This window comes from Aquiflexum gelatinilyticum, from assembly GCF_024741135.1.
Lineage (GTDB): Bacteria > Bacteroidota > Bacteroidia > Cytophagales > Cyclobacteriaceae > Cognataquiflexum > Cognataquiflexum gelatinilyticum.
Genome location: NZ_JANSUY010000013.1, coordinates 82,673 through 95,469 on the forward strand (window position 1 = coordinate 82,673; position 12,797 = coordinate 95,469).

The window sequence follows — 12,797 nt, forward strand, 5'->3', positions numbered from 1 at the left end:
CTTTTCCTTTCAGAATTAATTTTATGTACCCAAACCTTAAGTGTTTCAGAATGCTAATTTTTTTTAGCATTTTGATGGTGTCAGCCACCTATTCTCTAGCCCAAAAACGAGTAAGAAACGATTATATCCTTTTCCAAGACAGTTTGCATATAGACGGAAGGATACTTGAAATTCCCACTTTAGAAAATCAAAGTTTGGTATTTCGATCAATAAAAGGCGGACAAGAGAAAACTTATGGCGTAAATGATGTCTCGGAGTTTCAATACAAAGACAGAAAGTTTTTTAGAAAGGATATCGGGAGCCCTCGAGAAATGCTGGTTTTCCTTGAATTGATCCCTACGGAAAACCAAGATCTGGCTCTTTACAGACTAAATGTTAAAAAGGAAACCTTTTACCTGGAAAACAAATCAACAGGTAAGTTGTATGCAGTAAACGGTCAAGTGTCTGATGCTTTTTCTTCCCTGAACAAAAACGATGCTGTCAATCCACTGATAGGACTAACCAAGCAAACAGCGGGTTCCATTGCATACCTGCTAAATTCTGCCGATCAGGTGAAAGATTTGCGGACTTTTTCTAAACCAATTTATGTAGAACCATTTTTTGGAACTGGTATTGCAATTGCCGAATTCGGGATTGAACCTGTTGAACAGGTCACTGAAATGGCAGGTCTGGCCATTTCTGGAGGATTATCCATCGAAGCCTTTCTCAATTTCAAGCGAAATATCTCCATTTCATTCTCCCCTCAGTTGTTTGGATTCGATGCTACCAAGTTTGAGAAAATCCAATTGCCTAATGGGCAAAACTATGAAACCGACCTCAGCATATCCATGATTGCTTTGCAGTTTCCGGTGGCAGTCAAGTACTATATTGACCTTAAGCCACAAAAATTCCGAACCTACCTCGAAATGGGGTATGCCTTTTCCAATACCTTGAATCAAAAATCTTATCAATTTGGCGCGTGGAAAAAAAACAATGAAATCACTTTTCATTCTGACAAGCCTGTATTGGCAGACAGTTATCAGGGCATTCATTTTGGTGCAGGGGCCAACATTATCCGAAAAAACAACAGGATCCTGACTTTAGGATTGAAAAGTTATCTCCAAAGCGGAAATTTGGGAAACACGACTTTGTCTATTCATTTGATTACCCTTGGTCTTAAATTTTAATACACCCATGAAATTTTCCAGCAAAAATATACTTGCACTTTTTGTAGTCATTCTTCAGGCATGTACCATCGACAGCAATATTTCAGAAAGGGATTATCCGGTGATCAAGAGCCTAGGAATCAAAGATCTCAATGAATCAGGAGTCAACATTGATTTTATGATCATTCAAAACACCTCATCGACAATTGAGAGCTACGGTGTTCAATATAGGGCAATCGAGAAAGAAGGCTCTGCCAACATCAGCATTCCCGAGTACTTTTTTTATGAGGAAATTACAGGTAAGCCCCAAGGAAATCCCCTGTCAATCAGGCTACAATATGACCTGATTCCCGGTCTTACTTATTTTGCAAGACCTTTTGTCCGTTCGGGATCGCAGATGATTTTTGGTGAATCTTTTAATTTTTCCAGTCTTGGGGTCAAAGGGCCGGAAATAACCTCGGTCTCCGAATCCAAGCTCTTCCGATACCATTCAATAACAATTGAAGGGAACTTCTTCAGTCGGAAACCGGAGAACAACATCCTTGATTTTGGAGGCTTGGAGGCGTATTTCAATTTCAGAATTATGGAGGCGACACCGACAAAACTTGTAGTAGAGGCTGTGAGAAATTCTTCTTTGATTTCTTCTTCAGGCCAAGAATTTGACCTTAAGATTTCAGTAAATGGTAAAACAGCGATACTAAAAGAAGCATTTGAAATAGGAATCCCAAATATCCTGACCGTATCACCAACCCAGTTATCAGTCGGTGAAAACATAACAATTGAATTAAGTTATTTGATCGAGATGGAATCAACTTGGTACCTTATTGATGCGAATAATATAGATTACAGAATACCGACGACTATAAATGAATCAAACAAAGTAGTGGGCGAAATTCCAAATATGCCTCCTGGTAAATATAAACTTGCGTTTAGGATTCAAAATTACAGTGAGATAAATTACGAGAAAGAGATCATTGTAAATGACAATTGGGTAAGCAGTCATGAAAATATTCCAAGAATAGTGGAGGGTTACTATAGTAACTTTTCAACGGGGAATGATATTTTGACTTATAACTATGGAATATATTTCGATATCCATGTTTTTAACTTAGCGGGTAATTCCATGAGTAAACTGGCTGATTTTCCTGATGATGGCAGAGGGAGGGCTTTTTATGCCTTATCTTACATGCCAAAGGACAATAAACTTTATTTTGGACTTGGAAATCAAAATGATTTCCCGAATCCACCGATTAATTATTCAGATTTTTATAGACTTGACCTAGTTTCAAAAAATTGGGAACAGCTACCAAACTTCATTGAGGGCCCTAATGCCGTTAAATTTTCTTTTGAATATGATGGAAAATTAACTTTTGTGTTTTACAACCGATCCAATTTCTATTTCTTTAATCCTGCTTTAAAAATATGGGAGGATTCAGGTATCCAAGTTCCCATTGAAATTAAAAATGCTACGAATATACTTTCGAATGACGGCACGATTTTCTTTCCTGAGATAAATTCCAATGTACTCAAACTGTTTTCGGTAAAAATTGGCCAATCACCAAAATTGTTGGGAGAATTTTCGGGTTTCTATGATCAAGGGTACCTTTGGTCAATCATTTCATTTGGAAACAGTATATTCTTAGCAAAAGGGAACAAAAATATTTTTGAATACAATTTAGCAGATGAAAGGATCAAACCTGTCCAAGGAATTTCAGCGATATTTAGAGAAGAGGCTAAATTTTATAAGGATGACAACAATCTTTACCTAGGATTTCGGGATTATGCCTATTATGATGATCAATTCCGGTTATTTAAATTTGTCAGATAATATTAGAATAGTCCCTTAATCTTATTTATCCTTCTTTGCAAACCCAACATTCCTCCTCAATCCTTTCAGCTTCGTCCGCTTGACAGCCGACTTTGAAAAAACCTTACTGAATGTTTCTTCGGTGATTTCTTCCCAATCATGATTGGTCATTTTCTCCAATTCGGATTTGGGATCAAAAAGCGGTTCTTGGTGGGGTTTTGAAAACCTGTTCCAAGGACAGACATCCTGACAGATGTCGCAACCGAAAACCCAGTTTTCCATTTTTCCTTTGAAGGCAGCAGGTATATTTTCTTTCAGCTCAATCGTCAGGTAGGAAATGCATTTGGATCCATCCACCACACCGGGTTGGACAATGGCCTCCGTCGGACAGGCATCGATGCATTTGGTACATGTACCGCAATAATCCTTCAACATCGGCGGGTCAGGAGCGACCTCAAGGTCGATGACCAATTCTGCCAAAAAAAAGAAACTGCCCATTTCCTTATTGAGTAGAAGGCTGTTTTTTCCCAACCAACCCAAACCTGATTTTTGGGCCCACTGACGCTCCATCATCGGCGCCGAATCCACAAAGGCCCTCCCGCCAATTTCGCCGATTTCTATTTGGAGATTTTCTAGAAGTACTTTCAACTTGTCCTTGATGACATAGTGGTAATCCTGCCCATAGGCATATTTTGCGATTTTGTATGCTTCTTTTTTTTGGAACAATTCCTTTTTTGGAAAATAATTGTAAACCAAGCTGACCACAGTTTTTGCTCCTTCCACGAGTTTAGTGGGATCCAGTCTTTTGTCAAAATGGTTGGCCATATACGCCATCTCACCTTGATAATTTTGGTTGAGCCAAGCTTCAAGTTTGGGTGCTTCCGATTCCAAAAATCCAGCTTTGGCAATGCCACAAAAATCAAAGCCCAGGTATTTGGCCTGGGTCTTTATGATTTGGCTGTATTTTTCTGGAAGATTCACGCTGGATTAATTCCGAATTTGGAAATGAATGCAAAACAATTACTCAAATAAACTGCCACTACTTGCCCCAAAATTCGGTTTGATTTTTAGGTGTTTATAAGCAAGTTCGGTGGCCATCCTTCCGCGTGCTGTTCTTTTGAGGTATCCTTCCTGTATCAAAAAGGGTTCATACACTTCTTCAATTGTCTCAGCCTCTTCACTACAAGCGGTGGCGATGGTAGACAATCCAACCGGACCTCCTTTGAATTTCTCGATGATGGTGAGAAGGATTCTGTTATCCATTTCATCCAAGCCGTTTTCATCCACATCCAAGGCTTTCAGGGCTATTTTAGCAATATCCAATGTAATTGTTCCGGTTCCTTTGATCTCAGCAAAATCACGGGTTCTGCGCAAAAGCATATTGGCAATCCTTGGTGTACCACGGCTTCTCCTTGCGATTTCATAGGCAGCAACTTCTTCTATCGGTGTTTGAAGAATCCCTGAAGATCTCTGCACAATGTCGGTCAGGAGCTTGGCATCATAATATTCCAGTCGGGAATTGATCCCAAACCTTGCGCGAAGCGGTGAAGTCAATAATCCTGACCTGGTAGTAGCACCGATCAAGGTAAATGGATTTAGTGAAATCTGTACCGAACGTGCGTTGGGTCCCGAATCCAGCATGATATCAATCCTGAAATCCTCCATGGCTGAATACAGGTATTCCTCCACGATGGGATTGAGTCTGTGGATCTCGTCAATAAAAAGCACGTCTCCTTCGTCAAGATTGGTCAGTAAACCAGCCAGATCAGAAGGTTTGTCCAATACCGGACCTGAGGTAATTTTGATCCCTGATTCAAGTTCGTTGGCAATGATGTAGCTGAGCGTGGTCTTTCCCAGCCCCGGAGGGCCATGAAGAAGTACATGGTCCAAAGGTTCATTTCTTCGCTTGGCGGCGAGTACAAAGACTTTCAGGTTTTCTACAATTTTGAACTGACCTGTAAAGTCATCAAAACTCAAAGGCCTCAAAGCCTTCTCAATTTCTTTGTCAGATGAATTCAGTTTTTCTTTGTCCCCACTCAGGTAATCTTCTCTCATGGCTTTACAATCAGCAATTCACAAATATAGAAAATAAGCCCATGGCAAAAAGGTAAAATAAATTCGCAAAAAGCTTTTGCAACAAAATTGCAAATAATAAGATTTTTGGAACTTAATTTGGAAAATTACCCTTAACTTTCGAAAAATTGGTCTTTTATATGCGAACCAACGCCAATAAGAACATAATCTATTCCATTATCCTGCTGCTGTTGGTAGCGGTGGTGTACCTCTATCGTCAAAACCAACAAAAGCCCGTTGAGGAAACCGTGGTGAAAGTCACGGGAAAAGTGGTACTAAACGGGAATACGATGGGGACGACTTACAATATTACTTACCTTGATCCAACCGAAAGGGATTTTCAGGCAAGTATAGATTCCTTGTTGACAGTTTTCAACCAATCGCTTTCCACCTATATTCCGGATTCTGAACTCAGCAGATTTAACCAAAGTGATACACTGTATTTCAAACTGCCTTATTTCTTGCCTGTTCTCCAAAGCAGCAAAACTGTATATGAAATCACAGGTGGGGCATTTGATCCGACAGTTGGTCCTTTGGTCAACCTTTGGGGATTTGGCCCGACAGGTCCGCAACTGAAAGACAGTGTCAACATTGATGGTATGTTGGATTTGGTAGGATTCAATAAAATCACTTTTGATTCGGCAAGTGTCAGAAAATCTCAATCGGGGATGTATCTCGATTTTAGCGCGATAGCAAAAGGATATGGTGTGGATGTCGTCGCTGAATTTTTGCAGGGAAAAGGAATAGAAAACCTTCTTGTAGAAATCGGAGGAGAATTGGTGGCAAGAGGAGTGAATGAAAAAGGTGAACTGTGGAAAGTGGGTATCAACCGTCCCGAAGAATTAGGAAGGGCAGATGATTTATTCAGCATTGTGGCTTTGCAGGATAAAGGAATGGCAACATCCGGAAATTACAGAAATTATTATGAAGCAGGGGGAATAAAAATCTCCCATACCATCAACCCCGCCACCGGCAGACCGGTCAACCACAGCCTTTTGAGTGCGACAGTATTGGCAAAAGACTGCATGACAGCAGATGCCTATGCCACTGCGATGATGGTGATGGGAACAGAAAAAGCCATTGAACTTCAAAAAAGCAGAAATCTATTTGAAATATTCCTGATTTACAGTGACTCTACCGGTCAGCTCAAATCCTTTGCAAGTGATGGAATCAAACCGTTTTTGTCATTTCCTCAAGATTAAAATAGTGACCACCCAGAAATCAACATGTATCGTTTTCTTAAAATTGAGTTCTTATTCCTGATTCAAGCCTAATTACCTTTATATCCCATGACATTCAATTTCCTGATTCTTTTCTTTACTGCTTTGATTGCAGGTGGATTGGCATATTTCATTCCAAGATGGGAGGAGCGGTATTTCAAATTGGTCCTGGTATTTGCAGGCTCTTATCTATTTGCCATCACTGTTCTCCATATCCTTCCTGAACTTTTTCTCGAATCATCAGATCCAACCAAGATGGGATTTTATATCCTGTTGGGATTTTTGTTGCAGCAGATCTTGGCCTTGTTGTCCACAGGCGTAGAACATGGGCATATTCACCATCCTGATCATCAACATCATGGAATGCAGGTTGGAGTTTGGACAATTATGATCGGATTGTTTTTGCATGCCTTTCTCGAAGGAACTTTGCTGACTGAAGACGGTTCTTTGGCAGGGCATTTACATGAACATGATGAGCACGCAGGCCACAGCCACCACCACCACGGCAGCAATAACCTGCTTTTTGGAATTCTATTGCACAAAGGGCCTGAGGCTTTTGCATTGGTCGCAGTACTGATGGCAAGCCTTAAAAAAAGATGGGTTTTTGCTTTATTGGTAGTTTTTGCTTTTGCCTCTCCTTTGGGAATGATATTGAGTAATTTTTTGTATGAAAAAAATATCCTTGGCAGGGAAGGACTTAATGTATTTTATGGGATGGTAGCAGGTGGATTTCTCCATATCTCGACTACCATCTTTTTTGAAAGCAGTCCCGACCACCGTTTTTACCTCAATAAAGTCCTGATCAGCATCTTGGCATTTGGCTTGGCTGTGGTTTTGGAAATGTTGGTCTAAGGGATTGGCGATAGGGTTATCTCGCAATTTTTGAAAAGAGAGAATGTTGGATTAGAATTCTTGGGTTTTGTTTTTCCCTTGAAGTAATTTTTTGGAAGATTGAAAATTCCGATTCTTATATTGGGTCAGTTTATCGATTTTAGATTTTAACACTGAAATCATTCCATTTACTGAGTTTGACTTATCTGCCATTAACTGCCGATGAAACCCGCCTATTGTGCTTTGGTTTGTTTTGTACTCATTCAAATGTCTTTTGAGGCAGTTGGACAGGATTCAGCACAGGTAGCCTACAATTCCGCCTTGGAAGATGCCAACAAAATCGATAATAGGTATAAACCTTTGGTTTGGAATCTTGATGCAAATGGCAGCAGGTATTTCAGGTTGATTTTGTGGAATCAGATTTGGGCTAAGGCTACAGAAACCAATCCCGGCACTTTGGGGGTGGATGGCAATCCAAAAAATAGTACCGTGGATATCGGAATCCGAAGGGCAAGGATTTTGGCCTATGCGCAGGTCTCTCCTAAAATTTTGTTTTTGGCTCATTTTGGTATCAACAACCAAACTTTCACCAACGGAGGCGTTCCCGGTGGTGGCAATTCAGGAAATGCAGGAAATATTCCTGTCACAGTGGACCCGGTCACAGGAATTGGAAACAGTTCCGGGACTTCTGCCAAAAAGCCACAAATGTTCCTCCACGATGTCTGGACAGAGTTTAAAGTTAGTAATGGCTTTTTTGTGGGAATGGGGCTGCACTATTGGAATGGTATCTCAAGACTCAGCAGTCAGGGAACATTGAATATGCTTACACCGGATGCGCCGATTTTCAACTGGCCCTTGATCGAAATGACAGATCAGTTTGCGAGGCAGTTTGGAGTGTATGCCAAAGGGCAGTTGGGAAAATGGGATTATAGAGTGGCGGTCAACAAACCTTTTTCTGTGGGCGAAGGAGGCATCTTCGAAAGTTCCCGTAACAGACCTGTGGCGGCCAATATCGTCAATGACAACTGGGCGACACAAGGCTATATCGCTTACCAGTTTTTTGAAAAAGAAAACAACAAGCTTCCCTTTTTTGTAGGTTCCTACCTTGGGTCCAAAAAAGTCTTTAACATCGGTGGCGGATGGCACCATCATCCGAAAGCAACAAGTTCTCAAAATCAATCCGGCCAAATCCAAAAACATGACATTGCTTTGTGGAGCATTGACAGCTTTTTGGATTTACCTCTTAGGAAGAGCAAAGGTACAGCCATAACAGTCTATGCAGTGTATTACACCTATGACTTTGGCCCAAATTATCTTCGGAATATCGGCATCATGAATGTCGGACAAGGTAGCGGAAGCACCCAAAACGGAACAGGAAATGCCCAACCTACCATCGGAACAGGAAATATTTTTTACCTTCAGACTGGTTTTTTGCTTCCGGGTAATATGTTGGGAAGAAATGGAAAACTGCAACCCTTTGGTGCTTTGACCCATAAGGATTTTGAGTATTTTGACACGGGAAGCTGGCAATATGACCTCGGCATGAATTATTTCCTGAACGGGCATCAGGCCAAAATATCATTACAATATAGCAATAGGCCTATCTTTGAAAATTACCAAAAAAGCAGCTCAGCCGGAGAATTTATACTTCAAACCCATATTTACCTATAAAACATGCTTGACAACAAACAAAAAATGAAAGCTTATTGGAAAAAGAATCTCCAAACACTCTTTTTCCTTTTATTGGTTTGGTTTACGGTTTCTTTTGGATTTGGAATCCTCTTGGTCGAACAACTGAACAATTTCAAATTCGGAGGATTCAAACTGGGATTTTGGTTTGCGCAGCAGGGATCTATCTATGCCTTTGTGATCCTGATATTCGTCTATGTCTACCGGATGAACAAGCTGGACAAGGAATTTGATGTCAATGAAAAATAAAACACCCAAAACCCAACCAAACTATGGAAATTTTAACCTGGACATACATCCTTGTCGGACTTTCATTTGCGATTTATATAGGTATCGCCATCTGGACACGTGCCGGATCTACCAAAGAATTTTACGTTGCAGGGGGTGGAGTCTCCCCACTTGCCAATGGCATGGCTACAGCTGCTGATTGGATGTCTGCGGCATCTTTTATCTCTATGGCCGGCATCATTTCCTTTTCGGGATATGACGGTTCGGTTTACTTGATGGGCTGGACTGGAGGATACGTTTTACTTGCATTGCTTTTGGCTCCCTACTTAAGAAAATTCGGAAAATTCACCGTTCCTGATTTTGTAGGCGATAGGTATTATTCTAACAAAGCGAGAGTTGTCGCTGTCGTTTGCGCACTGTTTATTTCCTTCACCTATGTGGCAGGTCAAATGCGGGGAGTGGGAATCGTTTTCTCCCGATATCTTGAAGTGGACATCAATACCGGAGTAATCATCGGGATGTGTATCGTTTTTTTCTATGCCGTTTTGGGAGGAATGAAAGGGATCACCTATACACAAGTGGCCCAATACTGTGTATTGATTTTCGCTTATATGGTTCCGGCAATTTTCGTCTCTATGCAGTTGACAGGAAATCCAATTCCGCAATTGGGCTTAGGAGGAACTGTTGCTGACGGGACCCCTCTCTTGGACAAACTAGATGGCGTATTGACGGAGTTGGGATTTGCGGCATACACTTCAGGAAGGAAAGAGATGGTAGACATGCTCGCCATCACACTTGCATTGATGGTCGGCACAGCTGGACTTCCCCATGTGATTGTCAGGTTTTTTACGGTACCAAGGGTCAAGGACGCAAGGTTATCCGCAGGATATGCATTGGTTTTTATCGCTATTTTGTATACCACTGCCCCAGCAGTAGCGGCATTTGGAATTTACAATGCCATCGATACAGTTGCGGAAAAGCCTGTTGACAACCTTCCTGAATGGGTCGGGAACTGGCAAAAAACCAACCTCATTGTCGTAGAGGATAAAAACGGTGATGGTATCGTGCAGTATGTGGCAGACAAGAAAACCAATGAACTTACCATCGACAAGGACATCATGGTATTGGCAAATCCTGAGATCGCCCAACTTCCAAATTGGGTTGTCGGCCTTGTGGCAGCCGGTGCGATGGCAGCGGCACTTTCAACAGCGGCAGGCCTATTACTTGTGATTTCAACTTCAGTTTCAAGGGATCTTTTTAGAACTTTCAGACCTGAAATGTCTGAGAAAAAAGAACTACGAATCGCTAGGATCGCGGCAGGAGGTGCTGTGGTATTGGCTGGGTACTTTGGTGTAAATCCTCCAGGATTTGTGGCTGAGGTGGTTGCTTTTGCCTTTGGGTTGGCGGCAGCTTCATTTTTCCCGGTCATCATTATGGGGATTTTCTCCTCCAGGATCAACAAAGAAGGAGCAATTACCGGAATGGTTTCAGGATTGGTATTTACGATGGCTTATATTATTTACTTCAAATTCATCAGTCCTGAAATGAATAATGCCGGACATTGGTGGTTTGGAATTTCACCGGAAGGAATCGGTTCATTGGGCATGCTACTCAATTTTGTGGTTTGCTATGTTGTGTCAAAAGCAACCCCGGCCCCACCACAGCATGTGCAGGATATGATCGAGGAAATCAGGATTCCAAGAGGTGCCGGTGGTGCGGTGGAGCATTGAAATTTTGGTGAAACCCCAATTATTACACAAAAATTGAGTTTGTTAAAGGAGACTTCGTTAATTTTCAACCAACAATAACCAAAATACATACAATCATGAGTGATAGGATACATACCTTGAGTGGGTACTTCTATGAATACCAAAAGTCTGTTACCGAACCGGAAAATTTCTGGGCTAGAATCGCAGACTCTTTTCACTGGAAAAAGAGATGGGACAAGGTGCTCAAATGGGATTTTGAAGGCCCAAATGTCAAATGGTTTGTCAACGGTAAACTGAATATCACTGAAAATATTTTCGAGAAAAACCTTTTTGCCTACGGCGACAGGACCGCGATCATCTGGGAACCAAGCGAACCCGGCGAAGAGGTCAGGAAGATTACTTACAAAGAATTGTACCATCAGGTTTGTCAGTTTTCCAACGCACTCAAATCAAAAGGCATCCAAAAAGGTGACCGGGTAATCATCTATATGCCGATGATTCCAGAAGCAGCCATTGCCATGCTTGCCTGTGCGAGGATCGGTGCGATTCATTCAGTGGTTTTTGCGGGATTCAGTGCCAATGCCCTTACAGACAGAATCCATGATAGCGGTGCAAAAGCGATTTTGACCTCAGACGGAAATTACCGCGGCAATAAAAAAATCGGCATCAAAGCCATCGTAGATGATGCTTTGGAAAAAGCCTCAGTTGAAACCGTGATCGTCTGCAAGCGTACCGGTCAGGATATTAGCATGAAAGAAGGTAGGGATTATTGGTGGCATGAGGTCATCGAAGGTGAAAAGGACAGCAACGTTGCCGAAACCATGGACAGCGAAGATCCGCTTTTTATCCTTTATACATCTGGTTCTACCGGCAAGCCGAAAGGTGTGGTTCACAGCACTGCGGGGTATATGGTGTATACCAAATATTCCTTTGAAAATGTGTTCCAATATTCACCCGGAGATGTGTATTGGTGTACAGCAGATATCGGTTGGATTACCGGACATTCTTACATAGTATATGGGCCATTATTGGCCGGCGCGACGACGTTGATGTTTGAAGGTGTGCCTACTTATCCTGACCCAGGAAGGTTTTGGGCAGTTATCGAAAAGCATCAGGTCAATCAATTCTACACCGCTCCAACAGCCATCAGGGCATTGCAGGCTTATGGTACAGACCCCATTGCTCCTTACAACCTGGATTCATTGAAGGTATTGGGTTCTGTAGGCGAACCTATCAACGAGGAAGCTTGGAGGTGGTACTACAACCATATCGGACAATCCCGTTGTCCGATCGTGGATACTTGGTGGCAGACTGAGACTGGCGGTATTTTGGTTTCGCCGATTGCAGGCATTACCCCTACCAAGCCTGCTTTTGCCACTTTGCCTCTTCCAGGCATTCAATTGGCCATTGTCGATCCTGAAGGAAATGAGCTGACTGGAAATTCTGTGGAGGGAAATCTATGTGTCAAATTCCCTTGGCCATCCATGATACGTACCTTATGGGGAGACCATGACCGCTGCAAACAGACGTACTTCTCAACTTACAAAGGTATGTACTTTACCGGTGACGGCGTCAAAAGAGACCATGACGGTTACTACCGAATCCTCGGTCGGGTCGATGACGTGATCAATGTTTCCGGGCACAGAATGGGAACAGCTGAAGTAGAAAACGCCATCAACGAACATCCTTTGGTCATCGAATCTGCAGTAGTCGGATATCCACACGATGTCAAAGGACAGGGCATCTACGCCTATGTGATCTGCGACATGTCGCATAGAACTGAAGAAAACCTCATCAACGAAATCAAGGAAACTGTCAGCAAGATCATCGGTCCGATAGCCAAACCTGACAAAATCCAGATTGTATCGGGATTGCCCAAGACACGTTCCGGAAAAATCATGCGTAGAATACTCCGCAAGGTTGCGGAAGGAAGTACGGACAATATGGGCGATACCTCTACACTGCTCGATCCGGATGTGGTCACGAAGATTATTGAAGGAAGAAAGTAAAATAAGACTTGAAATGTGAGACTTAGGACATGTGATTGGATCGATTAACAAATTAGATTTCAATTTCCTGATGGAATCTCTTTGAT

Annotated in this window: 10 protein-coding genes; 8 read left to right on the top strand and 2 right to left on the bottom strand. The window is 42.0% G+C overall.

What is annotated here, in order from left to right:
- Nucleotides 1-50: 50 nt before the first annotated feature.
- Both NU887_RS14175 and NU887_RS14180 read left to right on the top strand, forming a co-directional pair.
- The gene (locus NU887_RS14175; RefSeq protein WP_258424038.1) at nt 51-1,166 is read left to right on the top strand and encodes a hypothetical protein; all 1,116 of its coding nucleotides are present in this window, start codon (nt 51-53) and stop codon (nt 1,164-1,166) included.
- Between the two features lie 7 nt (nt 1,167-1,173).
- Nucleotides 1,174-2,973: a Kelch repeat-containing protein gene (locus NU887_RS14180; RefSeq protein WP_258424039.1), complete on the top strand. Its 1,800-nt coding sequence runs from the start codon at nt 1,174-1,176 to the stop codon at nt 2,971-2,973.
- A 21-nt stretch (nt 2,974-2,994) separates the two neighbouring features.
- On the opposite strand, the gene queG is transcribed toward NU887_RS14180, so the two are convergent.
- Entirely contained in the window at nt 2,995-3,933 is a 939-nt protein-coding gene (gene queG, locus NU887_RS14185) for a tRNA epoxyqueuosine(34) reductase QueG (protein WP_258424040.1), read from the bottom strand.
- A gap of 39 nt (nt 3,934-3,972) precedes the next feature.
- Nucleotides 3,973-5,007, bottom strand: coding sequence for a Holliday junction branch migration DNA helicase RuvB (gene ruvB / locus NU887_RS14190; RefSeq protein WP_258424041.1), 1,035 nt, complete (start codon nt 5,005-5,007; stop codon nt 3,973-3,975).
- Nucleotides 5,008-5,165: 158 nt separating this feature from the next.
- Between ruvB and NU887_RS14195 the strand changes: the two genes are divergently transcribed.
- The 6 genes from NU887_RS14195 to acs all read left to right on the top strand — a co-directional run bounded on the left by NU887_RS14195 (nt 5,166) and on the right by acs (nt 12,711).
- Nucleotides 5,166-6,227 carry an FAD:protein FMN transferase gene (locus NU887_RS14195; RefSeq protein WP_258424042.1) on the top strand — a complete coding sequence of 354 codons (1,062 nt, stop codon included), beginning with the start codon at nt 5,166-5,168 and terminating at the stop codon, nt 6,225-6,227.
- An 87-nt stretch (nt 6,228-6,314) separates the two neighbouring features.
- Nucleotides 6,315-7,097: a ZIP family metal transporter gene (locus NU887_RS14200; RefSeq protein ID WP_258424043.1), complete on the top strand. Its 783-nt coding sequence runs from the start codon at nt 6,315-6,317 to the stop codon at nt 7,095-7,097.
- Nucleotides 7,098-7,298: 201 nt separating this feature from the next.
- Nucleotides 7,299-8,747, top strand: a complete 1,449-nt coding sequence (locus NU887_RS14205) for a porin (RefSeq protein ID WP_258424044.1) — start codon at nt 7,299-7,301, stop codon at nt 8,745-8,747.
- 3 nt (nt 8,748-8,750) lie between these two features.
- The gene (locus NU887_RS14210) at nt 8,751-9,014 is read left to right on the top strand and encodes a DUF4212 domain-containing protein (protein ID WP_258424045.1); all 264 of its coding nucleotides are present in this window, start codon (nt 8,751-8,753) and stop codon (nt 9,012-9,014) included.
- A gap of 23 nt (nt 9,015-9,037) precedes the next feature.
- Nucleotides 9,038-10,723 (top strand): sodium:solute symporter family protein, encoded by a 1,686-nt coding sequence (locus NU887_RS14215; RefSeq protein ID WP_258424046.1) that lies wholly within the window; start codon nt 9,038-9,040, stop codon nt 10,721-10,723.
- Between the two features lie 95 nt (nt 10,724-10,818).
- Complete coding sequence (gene acs / locus NU887_RS14220) at nt 10,819-12,711, top strand: acetate--CoA ligase (protein WP_258424047.1); 1,893 nt, start codon at nt 10,819-10,821, stop codon at nt 12,709-12,711.
- The last annotated feature ends 86 nt before the right edge of the window (nt 12,712-12,797 follow it).